This window comes from Mesorhizobium sp. M0088, assembly GCF_040322895.1.
Classification (GTDB): domain Bacteria; phylum Pseudomonadota; class Alphaproteobacteria; order Rhizobiales; family Rhizobiaceae; genus Mesorhizobium.
Map to the genome: position 1 here is coordinate 107,647 of NZ_JAMYUI010000009.1, position 24,533 is coordinate 132,179.

The 24,533-nt window shown below is 62.7% G+C and carries 19 protein-coding genes and 2 tRNA genes; 6 read left to right on the forward strand and 15 right to left on the reverse strand.

Annotation, left to right across the window (positions count from 1 at the left end; translation table 11 throughout):
* Nucleotides 1-30 precede the first annotated feature (30 nt).
* From scpB to NKJ67_RS13045, 6 genes are all read right to left on the reverse strand, one after another.
* Nucleotides 31-795 carry an SMC-Scp complex subunit ScpB gene (scpB, locus tag NKJ67_RS13020; protein WP_127267597.1) on the reverse strand — a complete coding sequence of 255 codons (765 nt, stop codon included), beginning with the start codon at nt 793-795 and terminating at the stop codon, nt 31-33.
* Nucleotides 792-1,592: a segregation and condensation protein A gene (locus tag NKJ67_RS13025; RefSeq protein WP_050596706.1), complete on the reverse strand. Its 801-nt coding sequence runs from the start codon at nt 1,590-1,592 to the stop codon at nt 792-794. Before NKJ67_RS13025 ends, scpB begins: the two co-directional genes overlap by 4 nt.
* A 60-nt stretch (nt 1,593-1,652) precedes the next feature.
* Entirely contained in the window at nt 1,653-2,672 is a 1,020-nt protein-coding gene (gene nagZ / locus NKJ67_RS13030) for a beta-N-acetylhexosaminidase (RefSeq protein WP_352581557.1), read from the reverse strand.
* A gap of 132 nt (nt 2,673-2,804) precedes the next feature.
* Nucleotides 2,805-6,173, reverse strand: a complete 3,369-nt coding sequence (locus tag NKJ67_RS13035) for an SPOR domain-containing protein (protein ID WP_352581559.1) — start codon at nt 6,171-6,173, stop codon at nt 2,805-2,807.
* 103 nt (nt 6,174-6,276) lie between these two features.
* The gene (gene argS / locus NKJ67_RS13040; RefSeq protein ID WP_352581560.1) at nt 6,277-8,034 is read right to left on the reverse strand and encodes an arginine--tRNA ligase; all 1,758 of its coding nucleotides are present in this window, start codon (nt 8,032-8,034) and stop codon (nt 6,277-6,279) included.
* Nucleotides 8,035-8,109: 75 nt separating this feature from the next.
* Nucleotides 8,110-9,324, reverse strand: a complete 1,215-nt coding sequence (locus NKJ67_RS13045) for a deoxyguanosinetriphosphate triphosphohydrolase (RefSeq protein WP_127270655.1) — start codon at nt 9,322-9,324, stop codon at nt 8,110-8,112.
* A 90-nt stretch (nt 9,325-9,414) separates the two neighbouring features.
* Here NKJ67_RS13045 and erpA point away from each other — a divergent pair, with 90 nt between their 5' ends.
* The 4 genes from erpA (at nt 9,415) to NKJ67_RS13065 (ending at nt 11,288) form a co-directional block, all read left to right on the forward strand.
* Nucleotides 9,415-9,762 carry an iron-sulfur cluster insertion protein ErpA gene (gene erpA / locus NKJ67_RS13050; RefSeq protein ID WP_127270656.1) on the forward strand — a complete coding sequence of 116 codons (348 nt, stop codon included), beginning with the start codon at nt 9,415-9,417 and terminating at the stop codon, nt 9,760-9,762.
* A 1-nt stretch (nt 9,763) separates the two neighbouring features.
* The gene (locus NKJ67_RS13055) at nt 9,764-10,159 is read left to right on the forward strand and encodes a VOC family protein (protein ID WP_127329517.1); all 396 of its coding nucleotides are present in this window, start codon (nt 9,764-9,766) and stop codon (nt 10,157-10,159) included.
* Nucleotides 10,160-10,176: 17 nt separating this feature from the next.
* Entirely contained in the window at nt 10,177-10,971 is a 795-nt protein-coding gene (xth, locus tag NKJ67_RS13060; protein ID WP_127270660.1) for an exodeoxyribonuclease III, read from the forward strand.
* Nucleotides 10,972-11,126: 155 nt separating this feature from the next.
* A complete protein-coding gene (locus NKJ67_RS13065) occupies nt 11,127-11,288 on the forward strand; it encodes a hypothetical protein (protein WP_352581562.1) in 162 nt (53 codons plus the stop codon).
* A gap of 48 nt (nt 11,289-11,336) precedes the next feature.
* On the opposite strand, the gene NKJ67_RS13070 is transcribed toward NKJ67_RS13065, so the two are convergent.
* The 9 genes from NKJ67_RS13070 to NKJ67_RS13110 form a co-directional block, all read right to left on the reverse strand.
* Nucleotides 11,337-12,176, reverse strand: coding sequence for a tetratricopeptide repeat protein (locus tag NKJ67_RS13070; RefSeq protein ID WP_127270686.1), 840 nt, complete (start codon nt 12,174-12,176; stop codon nt 11,337-11,339).
* Nucleotides 12,163-13,887: a dihydroxy-acid dehydratase gene (gene ilvD, locus NKJ67_RS13075; RefSeq protein ID WP_352581563.1), complete on the reverse strand. Its 1,725-nt coding sequence runs from the start codon at nt 13,885-13,887 to the stop codon at nt 12,163-12,165. The genes NKJ67_RS13070 and ilvD overlap by 14 nt, the downstream gene beginning before the upstream one ends.
* A gap of 306 nt (nt 13,888-14,193) precedes the next feature.
* Entirely contained in the window at nt 14,194-15,414 is a 1,221-nt protein-coding gene (locus NKJ67_RS13080; protein ID WP_352581564.1) for an outer membrane protein transport protein, read from the reverse strand.
* Between the two features lie 358 nt (nt 15,415-15,772).
* Nucleotides 15,773-18,556, reverse strand: a complete 2,784-nt coding sequence (locus tag NKJ67_RS13085) for a valine--tRNA ligase (RefSeq protein WP_352581566.1) — start codon at nt 18,554-18,556, stop codon at nt 15,773-15,775.
* A gap of 220 nt (nt 18,557-18,776) precedes the next feature.
* The gene (locus NKJ67_RS13090) at nt 18,777-19,601 is read right to left on the reverse strand and encodes a DUF2497 domain-containing protein (RefSeq protein WP_352581567.1); all 825 of its coding nucleotides are present in this window, start codon (nt 19,599-19,601) and stop codon (nt 18,777-18,779) included.
* 205 nt (nt 19,602-19,806) lie between these two features.
* Nucleotides 19,807-21,198 (reverse strand): TolC family outer membrane protein, encoded by a 1,392-nt coding sequence (locus tag NKJ67_RS13095; RefSeq protein WP_127322716.1) that lies wholly within the window; start codon nt 21,196-21,198, stop codon nt 19,807-19,809.
* A gap of 181 nt (nt 21,199-21,379) precedes the next feature.
* The gene (locus NKJ67_RS13100) at nt 21,380-22,048 is read right to left on the reverse strand and encodes a protein-L-isoaspartate O-methyltransferase family protein (RefSeq protein ID WP_352581568.1); all 669 of its coding nucleotides are present in this window, start codon (nt 22,046-22,048) and stop codon (nt 21,380-21,382) included.
* A 90-nt stretch (nt 22,049-22,138) separates the two neighbouring features.
* Nucleotides 22,139-22,212: transfer RNA gene (locus tag NKJ67_RS13105), tRNA-Cys, on the reverse strand.
* 450 nt (nt 22,213-22,662) lie between these two features.
* Nucleotides 22,663-22,920, reverse strand: a complete 258-nt coding sequence (locus tag NKJ67_RS13110; RefSeq protein WP_352581570.1) for a hypothetical protein — start codon at nt 22,918-22,920, stop codon at nt 22,663-22,665.
* A 223-nt stretch (nt 22,921-23,143) separates the two neighbouring features.
* Here NKJ67_RS13110 and NKJ67_RS13115 point away from each other — a divergent pair.
* Nucleotides 23,144-23,218 (forward strand) — tRNA-Asn (locus tag NKJ67_RS13115).
* Between the two features lie 425 nt (nt 23,219-23,643).
* Nucleotides 23,644-24,213 (forward strand): hypothetical protein, encoded by a 570-nt coding sequence (locus NKJ67_RS13120; protein ID WP_352581571.1) that lies wholly within the window; start codon nt 23,644-23,646, stop codon nt 24,211-24,213.
* Nucleotides 24,214-24,533: the final 320 nt, after the last annotated feature.

Below are 24,533 nucleotides of genomic sequence, written 5' to 3' on the forward strand. Positions count from 1 at the left end.
CATCCTCATCAAGTTGGCCGCCAATGCCAGTCAATCTTCCGTGACGCGCGGCGTCAGCAGGCCGAGTTCCTCGAGATCGATGTCGGTCAGCGCATCCTCGTCGTCGGTCAATGCGTCGGGATCGGCCGGCGGCTGCGGAATGGAGAAATTCGACGGCATGCGGCCCGAAAGCAGTCCAGCCCCCTTCAGTTCCTCCATGCCAGGAAGATCGCGGATCTCTTCCAGCGCGAAATGGTCGAGGAAGGTCTCCGTCGTGCCGTAGGTCACAGGGCGTCCGGGCGTCTTTCGCCGGCCGCGCATGCGCACCCATTCCGTTTCCAGCAACGTGTCGAGCGTGCCTTTCGAGGTTTCGACGCCCCGGATGTCCTCGATCTCGGCGCGCGTCACCGGCTGGTGATAGGCAATGATCGCCAGCACTTCGAGAGCCGCGCGGGAGAGCTTCCTTTGCTGAACGGTATCGCGGCTCATCAGGAAAGCCAGGTCGCCGGCGGTGCGGAACGCCCAGGCGTCGCCGACACGCACCAGATTGACGCCGCGCCGCGCATAGATCTGCTGCAGCTCGGCCATGGCCAGGGCAATGTTGATGCCGTCAGGGAGGCGTGCCGCGAGCTGCTTTTCGCTGACGGGTTCGGCGCTGGCGAACACGATCGCCTCGGCCATGCGCACGGCCTCGGCCAGATGCAGCCGCTCGGCCGGGTTCTGTAGCTGCTCGGCCGGATCCCGGGAAAGCGACTCCTCTTCGGGTGCATCGCCGACCTTGAACGGGATAACCGAAGCGTTGGCGCGTTCGCTCATGATGCCACCTCGACTGCCTTGATTGCCTGCGTGCGCCCGCGCAGGTAGATCGGCGCGAACGTCTGATCCTGCCGCACGTCCATCGTGCCGTCGCGCACCAGTTCCAATGTTGCCGCAAAAGAACTGGCGATTGCCGTGCGCCGCTCCTCGGGGCTGGTCATGTATGCGATCAGAAAACTTTCCAGCGCCGTCCAGTCGCTTGCAGCCCCGACCAGGCGGGTCAGGATGTCGCGCGCATCCTTTAGCGACCAGACACCGCGCCTGGCGATCGTCACATTGTTGATCGCCTGCTTCTGGCGTTGCTGGGCATAGGCGGTCAAGAGATCGTAGAGCGAGGCCGAATAGGCGTTACGCTTTTCGACGATGACCATTTCCGGCATGCCGCGCGCGAACACATCGCGGCCGAGCCGGTTGCGGTTGACCAGACGCGCCGAGGCGTCGCGCATGGCTTCCAGCCGCTTCAGGCGGAACTGCAGCACCGCCGCCAGTTCCTCACCGCTTTCGCCCTCGTCGCCGGGCTGCTTGGGGATCAGGAGCTTGGACTTGAGGAAGGCCAGCCACGCCGCCATAACCAGATAGTCGGCGGCAAGCTCCAGCCTGAGCGCCCTCGCCGTCTCGACAAAGGTCAGATATTGCTCGACCAGCGCCAGGATCGAAATGCGAGCCAGATCGACCTTCTGGGTGCGGGCAAGATGCAGCAGAAGATCGAGCGGACCTTCGAAGCCGGCCACGTCGACAACCAGCGACGGGTCGCCGGTAACGCGTGAATCGTCATTCTCGGCCCACAGACGGTCCATCGGTGCGGCCTTCGAGGCCTTGCTTTCCAATGTCTCCGCCACTCCGTCACTTTCCCTTTGCTATGCCACCGCATCGAAGTAGGTGGCGAATTCGGCACGTATTTCGGTTTCTTCGACCGTGTCACGGTTATTTATATAGGTCAGCGCCCGCTTGGCGCGCTCCAACGACGTGCCCTCAAGCCCCGTGGTACGCGATGCGATGCCGGCCATCTCCTCGAAAACGCCGTTGCAGTGAAGGACCAGATCGCAGCCCGCCGCAAGGATCGATGCCGCCTTTGTCGGGAAATCCCCAGAAAGTGCCTTCATCGAGGTGTCGTCGCTCATCAGCAGTCCGTCGAAGCCGATTTCGCGCCGGATGATCTCGTCGATAACCTTGCCGGAGGTGGTCGCCGGATTGTTGGGGTCGATCGCGCTGTAGACGACATGGGCTGTCATCGCCATCGGCAGATGGCTAAGCTCCTTGAACGGGGCGAAATCATGCCGCTGCAGATCGCTGAGCGAGGCATTGACCACCGGCAGTTCGAAATGCGTGTCGGCAAAGGCACGTCCATGGCCCGGAATATGCTTCATGACCGGCAGCACGCCGCCCGACATCAGCCCTTCCGCGGCTGCGCGGCCGAGCTCGATCACCGGTCGCGGATCCTTGCCATAGGCCCGCGCGCCGATGACATCGCTGGCGCCTTCGATCGGCACGTCGAGCACCGGCAGGCAATCGGCTGTGATGCCGTAGCGCAGCAGGTCGAAGGCATGCAGCCGCGCCATCAGCCAGGCCGCGCGGGCGCCAGCATCATGATCGTCGCGCCACAGCGCGCCGAGCGCGCCACCGGCGGGATAGTTCGGTGCCAGCGGCGGTCGCAAGCGCTGCACACGGCCGCCTTCCTGATCGATGAACACCAGCGCGTCCGGACGCCCTATGCAGTCCCGCATCTCGGCGACCAGATCGCGGATCTGTTCGGTCTCGCCAATGTTGCGCGCAAACAGGATGAAGGCCCACGGGCATTCATTGCGATAGAAATTGATTTCTTCGCGGGTAAGCGATTTCCCGGCACAGCCGAGGATCATGGATTTTGATTCGGTCATGTCGGCAGTTTAGGGCTTTGTGCGATCAAAGGGAATCGCCAGGGACTCATCCGGGATAACGCCGGATCTGCTTTCCCCATGAAAAAAGCCGGCGCGGTGGACCGCGCCGGCTTTTGATGGTTGGCCCCGGCTTTAGCGCGAGACGAAGCAGTTGCCGCCGGCGGCCTTGTAGCTGGTGCACAAATTGATCGCGTCATTGCGTGACTGGGCCGGAACGCGCACGCGGTAGAACGTGCCTTTGCCGGCGATCTCGGCCTTGACGATGTTGGCGGTACGCCCGGCAAGCACACTGCCATAGCGGCGCTGCAGATCCTGATAGCTGGACTGGGCGCTTTCGACGGTCGGCTGCGAGGCGATCTGCATCGACCACGAGCCACCGCCGGCCGCGGTCGATGCCGGATCTATGGACGCAACCTGATCGGGCTTGACCTCGCCGACAACATCGACCGGCTGGTCGGACGGACGCTGCGGCGCGAGCGGAACCTTTGCCGGCGTGTTCGCCGATTGGGCCTCGGCTTTCTGCTTGGCGACCGGCTTGAGGGCCGGCTCGTCGTCCGCCTGGGCGGCGGCAGGCGCCACGGTGCCGGTCTGGTCCGCGTTGGCTTGGGCCGCCGGGGCAACATGCTGCGGCGCCGGATCGACCGGCTCGGTAGCGGCCACTAGCGGCGCGGCGGGCGCCGCCGGATCTTCACGCGGCACCAGCGAGCCGTCCGACTTGACCACCATGGTCCTCACCTTGCGCGGCGCAACGGCGACGACATCGGCATTGGTGCCCTTGTCGGCATCCTGCAGCACCTGCGCAATGCGGTCCTCCGACTTGGGCGCGGGCGCCGTATTGTCGGCAGAAGCGTTGTCGGCCGAAGCGGAGCCGGCCATCGGCGCGGCATTGCCGACATCGGTTCCAGCGGCGGCTGCATTCTGGTCCGGCGAAAGGTCGATGGCGCGGGCCGGATCTTTCGCCTGGACGTCCACTGGCTCTTCGACGTTGGTGACCAGCTTTTCCTGGACCGGCTCGGCTGGCTTGGCACCCCTGACCGCGTCGTAGACCTTGTTGTCCTGATTGGGCACCACGGCGCCGCCCGGATTCTCCGGCTTGACCTTGATCGGCGCGTTGTCGGCCTTGACGATGACAGGCGCTTCGCTGCCGCCCTTGCCGCCAAAGGACAGCGCAAAGGCACCGAGACCGCCCGCGACCGCGACCGCGCCGACAATCGCGGCGATGAACAGTCCGCGTCCGCGCGTCGGCCTCCCGGCCTCACGCTCGCCGAGACCCGGAACAGCCATAGCCTCGTCGAGTTCGGGATCGTAGTCGAGTTCATCGACAGTAAAATCATCGGCTTGCGAAACCGGCTGGCTCCCTGGCAGGCCGTCGAGGTCGAAGCCGGAGGCGTCGGCATAACCCGTGGGCGCCGCCGCGCGGGCGGACATGTCCATCGGCCGCGCGGCATAGGTCCGCGCTTCCGGCTCATAGCCCGGCTTGACCCCGTCATAGCCCGGCTTGACCCCGTCATATGCCGGCTTGAGGCTGTCATAGCCCGGCTTGAAGCCCGCGGCATAGGAGTCATCATCGTAAGACGCGCTGGCCACATTGCTCGTGGGAACAGGAGCGACCTCCACCGCGTTCATCTCGGAGAGAAGGCTGGAGAACTCCGCATCGAGATCGTCGTAGCCAGACGACGCCGGCTGGTCTTCCTCGAAGTGCAGTTCGGGAATATCGAGATCGTCGGCCAGCGCGACGACACGCTCGGGTACATCGACCGTTTCGACGTCGGGCATGTCTTCGTAATGCGCAGGCTGGCGCGATTGGGGCGCCGACACCGGGGCAGCGGGAGCCACGGCCTCGACCGGCTCGGACGAACGGTAGGACGTCATGGCGGCGACTGCCGGCGCGGCGGCCACGGATGCCACCGAAGCGGCCGGCTGAGCAAACGCAGGCTGAGCACTGAATGACGGCTGCTGCGGAACGGGCGTCACGCGGCTCCACGAACGCGTCGGCTCTGCCGGTTGGGAACGCTCCGCAAGCCAATCGAGAGAATCCGCCGAATTGTCCCGGTCAGCGGCTTCGTCACGCGGATCAAGATCCTTGGGCAAAGCCGCGTCGAACGCATCATCGTCGAAATCGACATCGCCAGCCGTGTGCCAAGTCGTATCCTGGAGTTCATCAAGCATAAGGTCGTCAATATCCGCATCGGCCGCTTGGGCCGTGCCAACATGCCGGTCCTGCTCAGGCGCGGGTTCGTCAAGATCCCAGTCGAGGGCGCCGACAAGATCGGCCGGTTCCTCGGCGGGCTCGGCAACAGGCGGCAGGGCGGCGACAGCCGGCTGAGCCGTGACGGGCTCACTGGCCACCGGCGCCGTGCGCGCCGTCATGGCACCCAGCAGCGCATTCAACTCGTCTTCCAGGCTCCGTTCGTCCGCGGCCGGGGCATGCGCCGCCGGCGCAACATGAGCCTCTGGCGCCGCCGGCTGGACCGTAGCGGCAGCAACCTCGGCGACCGGCTCTTCGGCCGTTTCGGCAAACGCGTCGTCCAAACTTAGGTCGAAAGCATCGTCCGACATGCCTTCAGGGATGGGAATATCGCCGTTCGCGTCAGTGATATCGACAAGCGCATCATGCGCGTGCGGCTCGTCGAAGGCATTCGGCTCATCCGCGCGAACGTCGAAATCCATGTCGACATCAGCCATCGCGTCGTCGAAATGGCCGGCAAAGCTCTCATCGGAGATTGCATGGCCGTCACGCGCCGCCTGCTCCGGCATGGGATACTCGACGGGCTCGGCGGCCATGAATGACTGTTCGGCCGCCGAATGGTCGTCGAGCACCAGCTCGTCTTCAAGCGAGACTGCCACCGCATCGTCGAATTCGTCATCGGAGGCAACTGGCTCGATAGTAGCGGGCGTGTCGGCAACGGCGTACTGGGCCTCTTCAGCGTACTGGGCCTCTTCGGCTTCCTCATCGATCCGGAGATCCTGGTCGAGCGAAATGGCCAGCTCGTCCGCCATCGAATGATCGTCCTCGAAGGGAGAGACGTCCTCAAGCGAACCGGCGACGGCATCGTCAAAATCAGACGCGAAAGCCGGCTCGATGGACGGCGCCGCTTCAGCTGCGACCGCATGGCTGGCGCCGGCGACGTGATCGTCTATCTCAGCCATGTCCAGTTGGAAATCGTTGTCGAGCGACACCGAAAGCTCATCGTCCATCGCGCTGGCGTCAGCCGCTTCGAATGCCGGCTCAAGCACGAAGGTCGGCTCATGAGCCTGAACAACCGGAGCGGCGTCGCTGTCGTCAGCGCCGAACTCGCCCATCATTTCTTTCTCGAGATCGATATCGAAATCGCCCTCTTCGAGCCCGTGATCGGCGGCTGGGGCCTGCGGCTGGGCGGGCGATTGCGGCCTGACCGGCTGGCGCGGGTCGAATCCCATGATCCTGGTCAGTTCCGCGAACGGATCATCGTCAGCGATGTCGTTGTTGTCGGCTACTCTCAGCTGGGTTCTGTCTGCCATTATTGTTCCCGAACTCGCACTCATTCGGACGCCATGGACGTCGCGTAGGGTTGGCCCTTACCAGCGCAATGTGGGCAAAAGGTGACAGGTTATTTAGTAAAACCTAACGCATTTCGGTGGGCGCGGCGGCTCCGATCAACGTCAGGCCGGACGTCAAAACGTCCGAAACAGCCTGCACCAGCCCTAGTCTGGCATGCGTCAATTGTCGGTCGTTAACCTTAACAAAACGTAAGTCCGGATTATCCGTGCCACGGTTCCAGTGTCCGTGGAAGCTGGAGGCCAGGTCATAGAGGTAAAATGCCAGCCGATGCGGCTCGAGCGCAAGGGCGGCGGACTCGATCAGCCGCGGGTATTCGGCAAGCTTGCGGATCAAGCCGATCTCGCCCTCGTCGGTCAGCAATGCCGCGGCCGAGGCCAGGCTGTTGCGGTCGAAATTGGCTTCGCCCAGTTGCTCGCTCGCCTGCCGGAACACCGAATGACAGCGCGCCGAGGCGTACTGGACATAGAACACCGGATTGTCCTTGGACTGCTCGGTCACCTTGGCGAAATCGAAGTCCAGCGGTGCATCGTTCTTGCGGTAGAGCATCATGAAGCGGATCGCGTCGCGGCCGACCTCCTCCACCACTTCGCGCAGCGTCACGAAGTCACCCGAGCGCTTCGACATGCGCACCGGTTCGCCCTCGCGAAACAGCTTGACCAGATTGCACAGCAGGACAGTGAGCTTCACCTCGTCGCCGGCAATCGCCCGCGCCAGGGCTTCCAGCCGTTTGACATAGCCGCCATGGTCGGCGCCGAGCACATAGATCAGGTCGACGAAGCCGCGATCGACCTTGTCCTTGAGATAGGCGACGTCGGCGGCGAAATAGGTGAACGAACCATCGGACTTGACCAGCGCCCGGTCCATGTCGTCGCCGACCGCGGTCGAGCGGAACAGCGTCTGCTCGCGATCCTCCCAATCGTCGGGCTTCTCGCCCTTGGGCGGCGGCAGCTTGCCCTTGTAGATATGGCCCTTCAGCGTCAGATCGTTGATCGCGGAGCGGATCTTCCTGGCATTGTCGGCGTGCAGCGTGCGCTCGGAGAAGAACACGTCGTGATGAACGTTGAGCATCGCCAGGTCCTCGCGGATCATCGCCATCATCGCATCGATGGTGCGGTCCTTGACGATTGCCAGCGCCTCGTCATCCGGCATCTGCAGCAGCGAGCGGCCGAATTCCTCGACCAGAGCCTGCCCGACCGGAACGAGATAGTCGCCCGGATACAATCCGGCCGGAATCTCGCCGATTTCGTCGCCCAGCGCTTCGCGGTAACGCCGGAATGCGGAACGGCCGAGCACGTCGATCTGCGAGCCGGCGTCGTTGATGACATATTCCTTGGTCACGTCGTAGCCGGCGAAGGCCATCAGATTGGCAAGCGCGTCGCCGACGACAGCACCCCGGCAATGGCCGACATGCATCGGCCCGGTCGGATTGGCCGAGACATATTCGACATTGGTCTTCCTGCCGCCGCCAACCGTCGAGCGGCCATAGTTGCGGCCCTCGCCGAGCAGTGCGGTCAGATGTGTCTGCCAGAAGCCGTCCTTGAGCCTGAGATTGACGAAACCGGGCCCAGCCACTTCCGTCGCCGCGACATCCTTGTCGTCGCGCAGCGCCTGCGCCAGTCTTTCAGCCAGCGCGCGCGGGTTCTGGCCGGTCGGCTTGGCCAGCACCATCGCCGCATTGGTCGCCAGGTCGCCGTGGCTGGCGTCGCGCGGCGGCTCGACGGCAATGCGCGACAGGTCAGGCGAAACGCCGTCTTTGTCTTTCAGATCAAGCGCTTCGACGGCTTTTATGATTCGCGCGGTGAAATCGGCGAAGATGTTCATTTGTGTGACTCTGGGGTCTGGCTCTGGCGGCTTTGCAGCGAATCCGGCTCGTTGGCCGGCAAAATCGAGCCCGCCCTAGCCCAATTCGGGCGTATGGTCAAACAAACGCCGGTGTTCCTTGAGCGCGTAGGTGTCGGTCATACCCGCCAGGAAGTCGGCGACGCTGCGCGCCTTGATGCGGTCGTCGGCCCGATCCAGCCCCTCGCGCCAGCCGTCCGGCATGGCGCGCGGATCGGCGAAATAGGCGTCGAACAGATTTTTGACGATCTGCTCGGCGTCCGCGCGCACCCGCATAACCTCCGCGTGCCGGTAGAGGTGCTTGTACAGGAAGGCCTTCAGTTCTTTCTCCAAGGCAGCCATTTCGGCCGAGAAAACCACCATCGTCTCGCCAGCTGCCCTCACCGCATCGGCGCTCCGCGGCCTGATGCGATCGAGATTGGCGGTCGTCGACTTGATCACGTCCTCGACCATGGCGGTTATCTGCCGCCGCATCAGCTCGTGGCCAGTGCGCACATCATCGAGGGAGGGATAGCGTGAGCGAACGCCTTTCAGGATCGTTCCCGGCAGCGAAACCGTCTCCAGCATGTCCAGCGTCAAGAGCCCTGCCCTCAAGCCGTCATCGATGTCATGCGTGTTGTAGGCTATATCGTCGGCGATCGCCGCGCATTGCGCCTCGATGCCGGCAAACCGGTCGAGTTCGAGATCGTGCAGTTCAGAGTAATCACGGATCGCCTGCGGCACCGGCCCTTTCAGACCTTTGCCGTTAGCATTCGTCAGCGGCCCATTGTGCTTGACCAGGCCTTCCAGCGTTTCCCAGGTCAGGTTGAGCCCATCGAACTCGGCGTAGCGCGCCTCCAGCCTCGTCACGATGCGCAGCGATTGCGCGTTGTGGTCGAAGCCGCCCCAGGCGGCCATCTTTTCGTTCAGCGCGTCCTCGCCGGTGTGGCCGAAGGGCGTGTGGCCGAAATCATGCACCAGCGCCACCGCCTCGGCGAGATCCTCGTCGCCGCGCAGCGCCCGTGCCAGGGCACGCGCGATCTGCGCCACTTCGATCGAATGGGTCAGCCGGGTGCGATAATGGTCGCCTTCATGCGCGATGAAGACCTGCGTCTTGTGCTTGAGTCGCCGGAACGCCGTCGAATGGATGATGCGGTCACGGTCACGCTGGAATGGCGTGCGCGTCGGGCTTTCCACCTCGTCGAACAGCCGTCCGCGCGACTTTGCCGGATCGCAGGCATAGGCGGCGCGCGGCCGATAGCCGAATCCGATGTCGCCCAACTCGTTGGTCATGGCTGATGCTGCCGCAGTTGACTTAGCCAGGTTGACTTGGCCCCTCGCGCTTCATACCTATCATGTGAAACCGAAAGCAAGGTGACGCCCATGGGCGCTGATGCCAAGACTGCCATGAAAGTCGATATGACCGAGGCCGCCGCCAGGCGGATCGCCAGGATTGTCTCGAACGAGGCCGGCAAGACGGCGCTGCGCGTGTCGGTCGAAGGCGGCGGCTGCTCGGGCTTCTCCTACAAGTTCGACCTGGTCGATACGCGCAACGACGACGACGTCGCCATCGAGAAGGACGGCGCCACCGTGCTGATCGACGACCTGTCGCTGGTCTATATGGGCGGCTCTGTGATCGATTTCGTCGACGATCTGATGGGCCAGTCGTTCCAGATCCGCAATCCGAACGCCGTCGCCTCCTGCGGCTGCGGCACGAGTTTCTCCATATAGAATGCCTGCCATTGGGGCGATCCGTCAGATCGCGCTGTCGGCTGGCCGTGATCTCGACACCACGCTGGCTTTCTGGCGCGACGTGCTCGGCATGGCGGTTCATGCGCGCTTCGATCCGCCGGGCATCGCCTTCATCATGGCCGGCGATATCAGGCTGCTGTTCACTGACGGCATACCGGCCGGAACCGTCTATCTCGACATATCCGGCCTCGATGACTTCCATGCCTCTGCGGTCGCGGCAGGCGTACCCTTCACCGCGCCGCCAACACTTGTCCATCGCGACACGGAGGGCCAGTTCGGTCCAGCGGGGGAAAGCGAATGGATGGCCTTCCTAAAGGACCCGGCTGGCAATACGATTGGCCTCGTCGAACGCCATCCGCCGCAAGAATCCAACTGAATAGCATCGAGACCGCCATGAAAATCGTCACCTGGAACATCAACGGTGTCCGCGCCCGCATTGGCAATCTCACCCATTGGCTGACCGAGAGCGCACCCGACATCGTCTGCCTGCAGGAGATCAAGACCGTCGACGAGCAATTCCCGCGCGCCGAGATCGAGGCGCTTGGCTACAATGTCGAAACCCATGGCCAGAAGGGTTTCAACGGCGTGGCCCTGTTGTCGAAGCTGCGCTTCGACGAAGTCATCCGGGGCCTGCCCGGCGACGATGCCGATGAACAGGCGCGTTTCATCGAAGGCGTTTTCTCGACCGACAAGGGCGCCTTGCGCGTCGCCTCGCTCTATCTGCCGAACGGCAATCCGATCGATGACGAGAAGAAGTTTCCTTACAAGCTGTCCTGGATGGCGCGGCTGGAGCGCTGGGCCGAAGAACGGCTGAGACTTGAGGAGGCCCTGGTGCTCGCCGGCGACTACAACGTGATTCCCGAGCGGATCGACGCGCGGTTTCCGGAGAACTGGCTGGGCGACGCCCTGTTCCAGCCGCAGACGCGACAAGCCTTCCGCCGGCTGCTCAACCTTGGTTTCACCGAGGCGGTGCGCGCGGTCACCGACGCGCACGACACCTACACGTTCTGGGACTATCAGGCCGGCGCCTGGCAGAAGAACAACGGCATCCGCATCGACCACCTGCTTTTGTCGCCGGAAGCCGCCAACCGGTTTTCTTCCGCGTCGATCGAAAAGCACGTGCGCGCCTGGGAAAAACCGTCCGATCACGTCCCGGTGGCGATCGATCTCGCGCTTCAGCCGGCCTGAGAGAACCTCGCCGGGCACGCAGGCGCTGGACCTCATATCGCCACATTTCGCGCCGTTCATTGCGGTCCAGCATGGCGGCTGGGGTTCCATGAGCGCACGATTTCATCTTTGTCCGATCGGCCTGGCATTTGCCATGGCCGCTCCCGGTGCGGCATTTGCCGACCAGGAATGCTTACTGCGACATGGTGCTCAACAACACATCATGGACGAAGATCGGGGATAGCTGCCCGGAAAACACCGTGGCGCCACCCCCCCATGTCACGCCGATCTCGACGCCGGCGCCCAGCATGGTGCCGACGGAGCCGATCGAGAACTGATCGCGATCGAAATCGAGTGCTGCTGGTGAAGCTGACGCAGCCGCGAGACTACTGGTCCGCGTTGTTGCCCTTGGTGAGGATATCATCGGCCAGCGAGATGGCGGTGCGGCGGTCGGCCTCGCCGGCGGTGGCAAATGCCTCTTCCTGCATGCCGCGGATCCAGGGCTGGTCAGCCGGCGAAGCGCGTTCGAGCGCTGCCGTCATCATCGCCAGGCCGCGAACGATCTTGCCGCTCTGGAACAACAAATGGCCCAGTGTCGCCTGGGCGCCGGCATGGCCTTTCTCGGCGGCGAGTTGGAACCAGCGCCCGGCCTGCTTGACACTGGCCTTCACGCCGCCCTCGCCCTTCAAGAACATCTGCCCCATCTCGAACTGCGCGTTCGGATTGCGGTAGTTGGCGGCGGCGCGCATGTAATATTCCTGGGCCGCCACCTCGTTCTCGGCGACCGGGCTGCCGGGAATGCCCGTGCGCAAATAGTCGCCAAGCGCCACCAGCGCGTCGGAGACATAACTCTCCTCGGGCGAGCCGGGCTCGACGTCCTGGTCGACGATCTCGGAGAAGAACTTGAACGCCTCATAGTCGTCGCGCGCCACGCCGTCGCCCTCGGCATACATGCGGGCAAGCTTCCAGGTGGCACCGATCTGGCCGTTTTCGGCAGCGTATTTATAGGCCTCGGCAGCCTGTTCCTTGTGGCCGTTCTTGTAGGCGGAGAAGCCGAACTGGAAGACCGCCCAGGGGCTGGATTGCGGCTTCACCCCGGTCTTGTCGTCGAACACCTTGTCGTCGAAGGCCATGGCCTGGCCCACGGCGCCAAAGGTCGCGCCAAATGTGGCGGCCACGACCAGTGCCGAAAAGACAGACGACCTCAACAACTCAGATGTCCGCATAACAGTGTGTTTCTTTCGCACCGCCCGGATGGGTCACCGCGCCATCGCGCGCCGGCCCTACCGTCTGTGCATATTTCCATATCGCGCCCGACTGATAGTCGGTCGCGCGCGCCTTCCACGTCTTTGCCCTCGCCGCCAGTTCGCTATCGGACAACGCCACGTCGATCGTGCCGCTCACCGCGTCGATCGAGATCACGTCACCATCCCTGAGCAGTCCGATCGGGCCGCCCACGGCTGCCTCGGGGCCGACATGGCCGATGCAGAAACCGCGCGTCGCGCCCGAGAAGCGCCCGTCGGTGATCAGCGCCACCTTGCCGCCCATGCCCTGGCCGTACAGCGCTGCCGTCGTCGACAGCATCTCGCGCATGCCGGGGCCGCCGCGCGGTCCTTCGTAGCGGATGACGAGAACCTCGCCGTCCCTGTAGTTGCGATGCGTCACCGCCTCGAAACATTCCTCTTCCGAATCGAAGCAGCGTGCCGGGCCGGAGAACTTCAACTCCGCCATGCCCGCGACCTTCACGATCGCGCCTTCGGGGGCAAGGTTTCCCTTCAAGCCCACGACACCGCCGGTTTGGGTAATGGGTGTGTTGGCCGGGCGGACCACATCCTGATGCTCATTCCAGACAACGTGCTGCATGTTTTCGGCCAAAGTGCGGCCAGTCACGGTCATGCAATCGCCATGCAGATAGCCGTGGTCGAGCAGCGTCTTCATCAGCAGCGGAATGCCGCCGGCCTCGAACATGTCCTTGGCGACATATTTGCCGCCCGGCTTGAGGTCGGCGATGTAAGGCGTCTTCTCGAAGATCTTGGCCACGTCGAACAGGTCGAACTTGATGCCGGCCTCGTGGGCGATCGCCGGCAGATGCAGTGCCGCGTTGGTCGAACCGCCGGTGGCCGAGACCACGGTGGCCGCATTCTCCAGCGCCTTCAGCGTGACGATGTCGCGCGGCCGGATGTTTTTCGCGATCAGTTCCATGATCTTTTCGCCGGAGGCGAAATTGAACCGGTCGCGCATTTCATAGGGTGCCGGCGCGCCGCAGGAATAGGGCAGCGCCAGGCCGATCGCCTCGGCGACGGTGGCCATGGTGTTGGCGGTGAACTGGGCGCCGCAGGAGCCGGCCGACGGGCAGGCCGCCTGCTCGATTTCGAGAAGTTCGGCATCATCGATGGTGCCTACCGAATGCTGGCCAACCGCCTCGAACACATCCTGCACGGTGATCTGGCGGCCGCGATAGCTGCCGGGCAGGATCGAACCGCCATAGATGAAGATCGACGGCACGTTGAGCCGCACCATGGCCATCATCATGCCGGGCAGCGACTTGTCGCAGCCGGCCAGCCCGACCAGCCCATCGTAGCAATGGCCGCGCATGGTGAGTTCGACCGAATCGGCGATGACCTCGCGCGACACCAGCGACGACTTCATGCCCTGGTGACCCATGGCGATGCCGTCGGTGACGGTGATGGTGCAGAATTCGCGCGGCGTGCCGCTGGCGGACGCGACGCCCTTCTTGACCACCTGCGCCTGGCGCATCAGCGAGATGTTGCAGGGCGCCGCCTCGTTCCAGCAGGAGGCGACCCCGACCAGCGGCTGCGCAATCTCGGCCGCCGACAAACCCATGGCATAGAGATAGGAACGATGCGGCGCACGCGCCGGACCGACGGTCACATAGCGGCTAGGGAGCTTAGCCTTGGAAATGACTTTGGCGTCCATACTCTTCCTTGCCCCATCTTCCCTGCAAATGGGGCGGAGCGGCTGCCCCCTCGCCGAGCCTTTTGGCGCGTGTCCCGAGACAAGATCGAGGTGCGCCGGGTTTATGGCGGGAAATGGGCAATTTCCTCAGCCCGGCTTCCAGCGCAGGGGTTGTTCAGAAAGTGTTGCCAAAACATCACAGCGGCGGGAGGCGAAGGTGGTGCGAATTATATGAAATGCAGCTTATACTGATGGCGCGCAGGCAAGGCCCGCCCAAATGAAAAAGGCCGGGTATTGCCCCGGCCTTTTTGTAGAACTCTCAAAGGGTTAGAACTTGATCTTGATACCGCCAGAAATTGCCGTGACCAGATCGTTGCCGAAGTCATAGCTGTCATCGGTGCCGGCGATGTAGCCATTCTCGCCAGCCAACTCCCCTGAATGGCCGCTGGTCAGCACACCGACCGCACCTGCCAGACGAACCTCGATATTCGGCCTGGGCGTGTAGGCAACGCCACCACCCAGCGTCCAGGTATCGGTCTGTGCACCATAGCCATGCGACGTGCCACGATCCCAGGAAAGCTGCCCAGCGGCACTCCACTGATCGTTGAACTTGTGACCGATACCGCCCGTGACAGTCCAGCCATCACGATACATCAGGTCGAGTGAAGTCAGTTGGCCCAGACCATTCGTTACGCAGAATGAGGAGGGTGTACCCTGGGCACAGATCGGAACGCTTTGCAGGACGCTCCAATTGACCCACTTGATCGAACCGAAAGCGAGCCAGCCAGGTGCGATGCCCGACTGCAGTTTCAATTCGAGTGAATCCGGCATTGACTCCTCCGCACCGTAAATCGGTACAGATACGACGCCGCCGATGTTCAGAGTACCAGAGATATTGTCGAGCTTCACTTGTGAATTGTAGACAAGGCTGGCGCGCAGCGCGATATCTGGAATTTCATAGGCGACGCCCGCACGCCAGCCCCAGCCATCGGCCTCCAGATCGACACGACCGACCATCGTGCCGAAGCCGATATCTGTGTAGTTCTCCTTGAAGCCATAGATCTTCTGGTAGAAAACACCGCCTATGAACCGAAGCTGGCCCTTGCCGGCGTCCATCTTGTAGGAGCAGGTAGCTGCGTAGTTGTCGCTCTTGATGTCGGTTTCGATATTCGAAAACGCGCCGTTCCACGCATTTCCCGGCGCGGTATGCGCGCCCCAGGGCTGCGAATAGTCGACCATGCAGTCGACGCCTTGCACAACCTGGACCTTGGCTCCAATGCGCGGAACCCAATAGCCCTCGGCTCCGTCGGCCGTGGTGCCCAAACCGAGATCGGCTCCGCCCGGGCCGCGCGCATTCTTGTACTTGCGGTCCGGCATCACATAGGTCGCTTCCGCTTCGGTCGCGAACGGAGCCGGATCGAACAGCAAATCGATATCGTAACCGCCGCGCTCCAGGCCGCCGGCATGTGCCGGATTCATCGCCGTCCCGATCAAAGCCAGCGAAAAGCAGCCAGCTCCCAGCAGCGCTTTCAGTCGCAGAATAGTCATGAAATGTCCTCCCCGAATTCGAGTGCATCAAGCTAGAACCAATTCAGGTTAACGGTGCAACAACGAATTCGCGGGCGTACATGTACACATTGGCCAGGCGCATTTTCGAGGAAATGCAACCTAGTGCGGCAAAGCCGAAAAATGGTCTGTGAAGGCTGAGCGGCTCTCAAAAAACAGAGAGAACCATCCAAAAAGGCTCGAAAACAGGCCTTTTTTGGGCTCCAGGAGCCCCATTGTTACATTATGGCAACAATGGGGCTAAAACTTCCGTTTACGTCAATATTAACGCAACGGCATGCAGATTTTCAACGCGAAAAACCAGCACTTTAGAGAGGGCTAAAGTCTCGCGAATCTATCCTCAACCGGCGTCGCGAACCCTGGCCAACGCGACCGACAGCTTGTCCTGCGCATCGCGGTATTCAGCGAGCTTTTCACGCTCGGCATCGACGATCTCGGCCGGCGCGCTGGCGACGAACCTTTCGTTCGACAGCTTCTTGTGCAGGCGCGCGATCTCCTCGGTCACCTTGGCCAGTTCCTTCTGCAGCCGAGCGGCCTCGGCGGCGAGGTCGATCAGGCTGCCAAGCGGCAGGCAGATCGTCGCCTCGTTGAGCACGATCTGCGCCGAACCCTTGGGCGCGACATCGGCAAGCGAGATGTCGCCGACCCGCGCCAGCCGCTTGATCGCCGAATCCTCGCGGACAAGCCGTTCGCGTGTCACATTGTTGGCGCCGACCACGACGAGCGGTGCAATGGCTGCCGGCGGCACGTTCATCTCGGAACGCACGGAGCGGATGCCGGAGACGAGGTCGACCAGCCAATTGATGTCGGCTGCAGCCTCGGCGTCTTCGAAGTCCGGCGACGGCCACGCGGCATGGCACAGCAGCGAGGGGCGTTGCTTGCCTTCGCCAGCGGTCTGCGCCCACAGTTCCTCGGTCATGAACGGCATCATCGGATGCAGCAGCTTATAGATCTCGTCGAGCACGAAGGCGACGCAGGCACGGCTCTCGGCTTTGGCCGCCTCGTCGGTGCCCATGAACACCGGCTTCAGCAATTCCAGATACCAGTCGCAGAACAGGTTCCAGACGAAGCGGTAGGCGGCACCCGCCGCCTCGTTGAAGCGGTATGAGGTGATGCCGTCGGTGATCTCGCGCGCCGCGCGCGTCAGTTCGGTGAGAATCCAGCGGTTGACCGCCAGCCTGGCATCGTTCAGCCAGAAGTCGTCATTGCGCGCGACCTCATTCATCTCGGCAAAACGCGTCGCGTTCCACAGCTTGGTGCCGAAATTGCGATAGCCGGCGATGCGCGCCGGATCGAGCTTCACGTCGCGGCCTTGCGCCGCCATCACCGTCAGGGTGAAGCGCAGCGCATCCGCGCCATATTCGTCGATCAGGTCGAGCGGATCGATGACGTTGCCTTTCGACTTCGACATCTTCTGCCCGTTCTTGTCGCGCACCAACGCATGGACATAGACGGTATGGAACGGCTCCTCTTCCATGAAGTGCAGCCCCATCATCATCATCCGGGCGACCCAGAAGAAGATGATGTCGAAGCCTGTCACCAGCACGTCGGTCTGGTAGTAGGTCTTCAACTCGGGCGTTTCATCGGGCCAACCCAGCGTCGAAAACGGCCACAGCGCCGATGAGAACCAGGTATCCAGCACATCCTCGTCGCGGGTCAGGATCTCGCCCGGCTTGAAGTTCTCCAGCTTGTCCTCGACCCAGGCCTTCCACGGTCCTTCCAGCGCCAGATAGAATTCGATCGCGGCGCTCAGCGCCTCTTCCTCGGTCTTCTCGACGAAGACGCGCCCGTCCGGCCCGTACCAGGCCGGGATCTGGTGACCCCACCACAGCTGGCGCGAGATGCACCAGGGCTGGATGTTCTCCATCCAGTCGAAATAGGTCTTCTCCCAGTTCTTCGGCACGAAGTTCGTGCGACCTTCGCGCACGGAAGCGATCGCCGGCTTGGCCAGTTCCGCCGCATTGGCATACCATTGCTCGGTCAGGAACGGCTCGATCGGCACGCCTCCGCGATCGCCATGCGGCACGGCGTGGCGATGCGGCTCGATCTTTTCGAGGAAGCCGCCCTCTTCCATCAGTTCGACGATCTTCTTGCGCGCGACGAAGCGATCGAGGCCGTCGAGTTCGTCCCAGACAATCTGGCGCTCCGGCGTCATCTCGAGACCAGCAAGGAAATCCTCATTACCCCTGAGGCTTACCGCCGCCTCCGTGGTCAGGATATTGATCGCCGGCAGCTTGTGGCGCTTGCCGACCTCGAAGTCGTTGAAGTCATGCGCCGGCGTGATCTTGACCGCGCCCGAACCCTTTTCCGGATCGGAATACTCGTCCGCCACCACAGGAATCCTGCGACCGACGATCGGCAGGACGATGTTCTTGCCGACCAGATGCCGGAATCGCTCGTCGTCAGGGTGCACGGCGACGGCCGTATCGCCCAGCATCGTCTCCGGGCGCGTCGTCGCCACGGTGATGAAGGTTGTTGGGTTTTCCGGGTCGAAGACCTGGCCCTCGATGGGATAGCGGAAGTGCCAGAGATTGCCATTGACCTCCTGCTGCTCGACCTCGAGATCGGAGATCGCGGTCAGCAGCTTGGGGTCCCAGTTCACAAGGCGCTTGTCCTTGTAGATCAGCCCTTCCTTGTAGAGCGTGACGAACACTTCGAGCACGGCCTTGGACAGGCCTTCGTCCATGGTGAAGCGTTCGCGTGACCAGTCGGCCGAGGCGCCGAGGCGCTTCAGCTGGTTGAAGATGGCGCCGCCGGATTCGGCCTTCCACTCCCACACTTTCTCGATGAACTGTTCGCGGGTCAGGTCGCGGCGATGGATCTGCTTTTCCATCAGCTGGCGCTCGACCACCATCTGCGTGGCGATACCGGCATGGTCCATGCCCGGCTGCCACAGGACGTTCTTGCCGCGCATGCGCTCGAAGCGCACCAATATATCCTGCAGCGTGTTGTTGAGCGCGTGCCCCATATGCAACGAACCGGTGACGTTCGGCGGCGGAATGACAATGGTGAAGGCTTCCGCCCCCTCCTCGGCCCCGGCGCCGGCGCGAAACGCGTCGGCCTCTTCCCAGACTTTGGCGATCTTCGGCTCGACGGTTTTGGCGTCGTAGGTCTTTTCAAGCATGGGAAAATGGTCCGCGCTGTCGGGAGTTTTGCTGGTCCGGTGTAAATCGGAAGGTTTTGGCCAAGTCAACCGCAAGGGCTGTCTCGGATCCTCACAACCAGATAGGCGCGGCCTTGGTCATTTCAACGGAAAGCGATCCGCCGTCCTGCCAACAAACTGACCTCACCAAAAGAAACGGCGCCACGAAGGCGCCGTTTCCTCTAGCAATCGGCATGGGGAGCTACTGCGCCCCGCGCGCCACGCGCTCGATCTCCTCGCGCACCAGCCTTTCGACCAGTGTCGGCAGATTGTTGTCCAGCCAATCCTGCAGCATCGGCCGCAGCATCTCTTCGGCCATCTCGTCGAATGTCTTCTTGCTGCGGCTGGCAAACGCATCGGAAAGCTCGCCAAAGGCAGCCGCGACCTGACGGCCGGTATGCTCGGAAACGATTGCCGGACGCGGCGCGTCGCTGGCCGCCACCGGCCGCACCACGCTTGCATCCGGACGAGACGACTCGGGTTCGACGGCTACTTTCGCGGTCGGTTCGTCCCTTGGAGTCTCCACGGACGGCTGGGCAGCCGCCTTGCGTGCCTCGCTCCGGTCCGACACCGCCCTCGCCTGCTCACCGACCGCGGCGATCTCGCGACGCCAATCGGCGATGGAAGCGTCGGCGACAGGACGCGATCCCGGCGATTCAACCGTGATTGGCTCGGCGGCGACGCGGGCGCTGACTTCGGCAAGTGTCATCGATGGCTTTGCCGGGCTGGGATCGGGGCGCGCAGGCGTTTCCATGCGCGCGACCACCGGCTCGGCCGCCGGCAACTGTGCCTGGACTTCCGCCAGCGTCACCGGCTTTCTGCCCTCGGGGGCGGCATGCAGGTCGGCACGGAATGCTTCCACGTCGGGCGCCGCATGGGCGCTCGACGCGCGCTCCAGATCCTGGCTCAGCTCATCGGCGTCGCCCGGCTGCTTGCGGCCGCCGTCGCTGTCCTCGATGATCCGCCTGATGGAAGCCAGTATCTCTTCCATGGAAGGTTCGCGCTGTGCGCTGCTTGCCGTTGCCATCGTCACATCCGCCGCCTTTGTGACCCCTGTGGGTTTCCGCTCCGGCAGAGCCGGATCGAATCATGGCGACAGCGTAACCGACGGATCGCCGCACGAGAATCCCCAATCTGGGGACTTGTGGGATTTCAACAGATTAGCGCGATCTGACCCCGAGTGCGAAAGATCCTGCTCAAACGGGGAACACGGCCAGTCCTGGCCGAACGCCTCAGCGGCCGTCCGGCGTGCGCAGGCCGTACCACTTGTCCTTGACCGCGTTGTAATGCTCTTCAGGCTTGTACTTCGCTACCTGCAAGCCAAGGCGGTCGACGGACAGACGGCCGGTCGCCTGCAGGATGGCGTAGCTCGCCACCACCACATCATGTTCGTAACCGGCCTGGTTGATCTGGGCGGTGATGACCGTCGCCTGTGCGTTGAGGACGTCGAGCGTGGTGCGCTGGCCGACATTGCGTTCTTCGATGACACCGTTCAGTGCCAGCTTCGCGGCCTCGATCACTTGCCTGTTGGCCGTCAGCTGCTGCTGCGCGGCGGTATACTCGGTCCAGGCGGCGGTGACGGCCTGGCGTACCTGGTCGCGGCTGACGTCGACCTGGATGCGGGCCTGGCTGAGTGATTCCTTGTTCTGGCGCACGATCGCCGAGGTGCGGCCACCCGAATAGATCGGGATCGTCAGCGTTGCCCCGACACTGGCCGAATTGGTCGTGCCATCCTGCGAACCGACGCCTGGCAAAGGCGAGGTATTGCGATAGGCGCTCGAAACGCCGGCGGAAGCCGAGAGCTGCGGCAACAGCGCGCCTTCGGCCGACTTCACCGAAAACGCTGCCGCGTCGACCAGATGCTGCGTGGCAAGGATGGCCGGATGCTCGTTCGAAGCCACCCCGACGGCGGCGGCGAGGCTCGACGGCAACAGCTTTGCCACCGGCGAAGCGCCCTTGAGCTTGCCCGGCTCGTCGCCGACGATCTGGCGATAGAGCGCCGCACTTGCCAGCGCCTGCGCCCGGGCAGCACTCAGCGATGCCACGGCGGCGGCGCGTGAGGCGTCGGCCTGGGCGACATCGGTGCGCGTGCCTTCACCAACTTCGAAACGCGAACGCGCCGCGCGCGCCGTCTCGGTCAGGAACTGCAGGTTCTGCTCGGTCAGCACGGCGACCTGCCGGTCGCGAATCACGTTCATATAGGCTTGGGCCGCGCTGAACAGGATACCCTCTTCGGTGTTGCGCAGGCTTTCGACCGAAGCCCGGACCTGCGCTTCGGCGGCAGCGACATTGTTCCTGGTCTGAAAGCCGTCGAACAGCGTCTGGTCGATCTGGACGCCAAAATTGCCGGTGGTCAGCCGCACGCTTGAATTGGTGCCGTTGAGATGGCTGCTCGAATAATCGATATTCGCCGAGCCGGTGACAACCGGACGGTAGCCCGACTTGGCGATGGCGACGCCCTCGTCGGTGACGCGAACGCCGGCGCGGGATGCATTCAGCGAAGAATTGTACTGGTAGGCCTTTGCAAGCGCGCCGGAGATGGTTTCGGCTGAAGCGGCCAGTGGGGACAGCATGGTCGCCGAAACGAGGACGGCGGTGAAAAGTGACTTGCGTAAAGACGGCACGGTTAAACCCTCATTCGTTTTCCATGGGAACCGCGCCGCGCCTGCTTCTCTCATAGATCAGCCGGCGCCGCGTGTTCGATGTTCCCTGCTGCTCACCCCAAAGTGCCCCCAGTTTGGCATCAGCAGCGATCGTTCAAATGCAAGCGACCATGACAAAGCCTCTGCTGCAAGGCCAAATCATTCAGAATTCGAAAGCACGAATGCGTTCAAACCCCGGTAGTGGCTTAATTGCCGCATTAAATGCCCGTCTTCCGGTTACAACCCCCCCGGCCTTGAAAAAGAGACGAGCCACGCCGGAATTGCCCTGCCCTTCGACGGCGACAAGGCGGCCGCCCTCGGCGAGCTGGTCCAGCAGCGTCACAGGGACTTCAGCGACGCTGCCGCCGACGAAGATGACGTCGTAAGGCGCCTGGGCGGCATGCCCTTGCGGCAGCGCGCCCTGGACGACGGTCACATTGCCGCAGCCCAGCGACGAAAGCGTCGATCTGGCGGTTTCCGCCAGCGCCGAATCACTTTCAAGCGCCACTACGGACCTGGCCAGCCGCGAGAGGATGGCCGAGGCGTAGCCGGTTCCGCAACCGACATCGAGCGCCGAATCGGCCGGGTTGATCTCGGCCAGTTGAATAAGCTTGGCCAACGGCGATGCTTCCATCAGGTAGCGTGCGCCGTCCGCGCCGGCGGCAATGCGGATGTCCTCGTCGATATAGGCGAGATCGCGCTGGGCGGCGCCGACAAAAATCTCTCTTGGGATGACAAGCATTGCATCAAGCAGCGGCGCGCTGGTCACATCGGTGGTGCGGACCTGGCCGTCGACCATCTTGACGCGTAGTTCGGAGAAATCAGCGCTCATGTCCCAACCAATCCGCTTGCCGCGCCAGAACCGCGGTCCATTGTGTCAGGAACTTCAGGCCCCTGCGCTGCCGCGCGGGGGCCCGGGCATTGGAGGCCTCGCCCGGAATCGAACCGGGGTGCAAGGATTTGCAGTCCTCTGCGTAACCACTCCGCCACGAGGCCTCATTGCTCCCGGCGTTCCACCCGGTTCCAATAGGTTGCGGCGAAAATGCCGTCAAGCGGCCACCGTGCATTCCGAACGGTTTCCTGGCGTCAGTCCGGACGGCATCCGGCAAATCGTCGGACCGGGCCTGACCGCTCCATTAGCGGACAATTAAGCATAGCCTGCCCGGAGGAGAAACTCATCGGCGGCCCGTGCGTTGGACATGGCAGGAGGAAGAGCCATGCGCCGGACAATGGCAGCAAATACGAGTGCCTCGTCCGGCCTGTCCCTGCTACAATGCGGAGAGCTTCTGCATTGCGCAATCGACCGTCTGTCCATCGAAGGTGCGGACAAGCCTGTCGCCGCACGACAGGGCAAGGCTTGCCTCGGCCGCGGCGATTCTCAAGCAGATCCATGAGGCACTGGAAGAACACGCCGCCCGTTGAACACCCACCCTGCGCTATCGGCGGTCAATCGGGCCGGCGACGCCGTTCCCACCAGACGACAAAGCGACGCCGGTGACGGCGAACCACGGCGAATTCATAGGACAGCACCAGCAGCCCGAGCGGAACCATCCAGAAGCCGAGGATCGGCAGGAAACCGAGGATACCGCCGATGGTCAGCAGGATGCCGATCGTGATTCTGAGCCCGCGCGAGCGCGGCATTTTGAACTCGCGCCCGAAAACGGAGATTTTCCGCGCCGGCATCTGGTTGTCTTGTGCTGTCATCGTCTCGAAAAATTGACCCGTTTGATTGTTCGCAAGCATGCTGGAACCAAAGCCGCCGCCGCGCTTTCGGTTCCATATCCCTGCCAAGACGGCTAATATGAGGGCAACCGTCGACGATTGCGAGAAAGGCCTGCGCGAAAAAGCCTCGGAAAAATGTGAAAAGCTTCTTTGCAAAGCCGAAAAGGGCAGCTATAGGCTGCGCCACTCACATAAGAGCATCCGTTCCCCGGTAGCTCAGTGGTAGAGCAACCGGCTGTTAACCGGTTGGTCGCTGGTTCGAATCCGGCCCGGGGAGCCACCATTTTCAAGTGCTTAGTCGATCCTGAAAATCTCCGGAAAGCGGCTGATCTACAGCATATCTACAGAATCTGGTTTCGCTATGGGCCTGATCTGATGATTGCCGCGATCGGCGCGTGACGGAAGGCCTTGGACTAACTTCAGTATCGCCCAACGTCATTTCACGGCGGTAGCAGGGGTTCGATTCTCCTTGGGCGTACCAACAAAATCAATAAGTTAGCTCGCCCATCCAAACTTCGGTCCCGATAAGAGACCCGAAAAAGCAGTGCTACCGCAGCCGATTCAGCTGCTGCGCGATAGCCGAGTCACAGCAGCTTTCGCCAGCAAAACCGCAATGTATCGCCTGATCTGGGCTACGATGCGCGAAGGTTGGGCGGATGGCTCTCAAGCCATCATCCATCGATGAACAGCTAGGCGGATGATCCCATGCCCCGCAAGACGAAGCGCCAGAAGGGGGACGAAGACGTACACACGCAACTCGCCATCAGAGTAGAACACTGCGAGGCGAGCGTCGAAGCTGCGGTCAACTACAACGTCTACACGCCGGAGTCCGCTTGGAACTCGGATGATGACGACCCACTGTATCGGTTCACTACGCGACTGACCGTCGCCGGAATATCCACCTACCCAGAGGAACGGGCGGGCGACACCTATGAGGTCACAATCTATGGCGACAACTTGGGCTCAGGCGACATTCGTGCGACGCTCAAGGATGTGCAGGAGCGCGATGAGTACGGCTCGCCCAAATATCGTCAATACCGCGGTAGGCAGATCCCGATCTACAAGCCACCCCCGGGCATGGGGCTGATCGACAAGATCCGCGGCCAGCCGGGCTGGACGGCATGGCTTCGCGTTTCCCCACGCTTTACGAGCGACGCACTCGCGCTGCTGAGCAACGGACGAGCTCTGTTCCTGGCTATACACGAGCGCAAAACGAACCGCACGCGCTGGGTTCAGAGCGTGAGCTTGCAAACGACCGACCCTGCAGAAGAGTAGACCCTAGGCTAATTCACGACTGCTTTAGAGCGGACCATGAACGGCGGGGGATTCTTGCGGACATAAGTTATGACCTTTTGCGGACTAATCGGCTGCTTTGAGGTCTTGCAAACCGCAGCCCGACCAATGCCCTTTTGGCGATCGGGTGTGGGCTTGCAGCCTAATGGTCCTCGACTGGGGAAGGCCCCCGGAGAACATCGACAGCGTCGGTCCATAAGGCGTTCCTGTTTCGAATCGTTTCCAGAGGAAAGGCCCCCGAGGATTGCTTCCTCGGAGTCGCATGTGGCGCGAACACCATCGCCGCCCGTTGCCGTGGTGCA

Excerpts from the sequence above, each read along its gene's own strand:
- NKJ67_RS13100 (WP_352581568.1), bottom strand. The coding sequence starts at position 22,048 with ATGAGCGCTGATTTCTCCGAACTACGCGTCAAGATGGTCGACGGCCAG.
- NKJ67_RS13055 (WP_127329517.1), top strand. The coding sequence starts at position 9,764 with ATGCCTGCCATTGGGGCGATCCGTCAGATCGCGCTGTCGGCTGGCCGT.
- argS (WP_352581560.1), bottom strand. The coding sequence starts at position 8,034 with ATGAACATCTTCGCCGATTTCACCGCGCGAATCATAAAAGCCGTCGAA.
- nagZ (WP_352581557.1), bottom strand. The coding sequence starts at position 2,672 with ATGACCGAATCAAAATCCATGATCCTCGGCTGTGCCGGGAAATCGCTT.
- NKJ67_RS13120 (WP_352581571.1), top strand. The coding sequence starts at position 23,644 with ATGCCCCGCAAGACGAAGCGCCAGAAGGGGGACGAAGACGTACACACG.
- NKJ67_RS13025 (WP_050596706.1), bottom strand. The coding sequence starts at position 1,592 with ATGGACCGTCTGTGGGCCGAGAATGACGATTCACGCGTTACCGGCGAC.
- NKJ67_RS13080 (WP_352581564.1), bottom strand. The coding sequence starts at position 15,414 with ATGACTATTCTGCGACTGAAAGCGCTGCTGGGAGCTGGCTGCTTTTCG.
- scpB (WP_127267597.1), bottom strand. The coding sequence starts at position 795 with ATGAGCGAACGCGCCAACGCTTCGGTTATCCCGTTCAAGGTCGGCGAT.
- NKJ67_RS13070 (WP_127270686.1), bottom strand. The coding sequence starts at position 12,176 with ATGCGGACATCTGAGTTGTTGAGGTCGTCTGTCTTTTCGGCACTGGTC.
- NKJ67_RS13110 (WP_352581570.1), bottom strand. The coding sequence starts at position 22,920 with ATGACAGCACAAGACAACCAGATGCCGGCGCGGAAAATCTCCGTTTTC.
- NKJ67_RS13090 (WP_352581567.1), bottom strand. The coding sequence starts at position 19,601 with ATGGCAACGGCAAGCAGCGCACAGCGCGAACCTTCCATGGAAGAGATA.
- erpA (WP_127270656.1), top strand. The coding sequence starts at position 9,415 with ATGGGCGCTGATGCCAAGACTGCCATGAAAGTCGATATGACCGAGGCC.
- NKJ67_RS13035 (WP_352581559.1), bottom strand. The coding sequence starts at position 6,173 with ATGGCAGACAGAACCCAGCTGAGAGTAGCCGACAACAACGACATCGCT.
- NKJ67_RS13045 (WP_127270655.1), bottom strand. The coding sequence starts at position 9,324 with ATGACCAACGAGTTGGGCGACATCGGATTCGGCTATCGGCCGCGCGCC.
- NKJ67_RS13085 (WP_352581566.1), bottom strand. The coding sequence starts at position 18,556 with ATGCTTGAAAAGACCTACGACGCCAAAACCGTCGAGCCGAAGATCGCC.
- ilvD (WP_352581563.1), bottom strand. The coding sequence starts at position 13,887 with ATGGACGCCAAAGTCATTTCCAAGGCTAAGCTCCCTAGCCGCTATGTG.
- xth (WP_127270660.1), top strand. The coding sequence starts at position 10,177 with ATGAAAATCGTCACCTGGAACATCAACGGTGTCCGCGCCCGCATTGGC.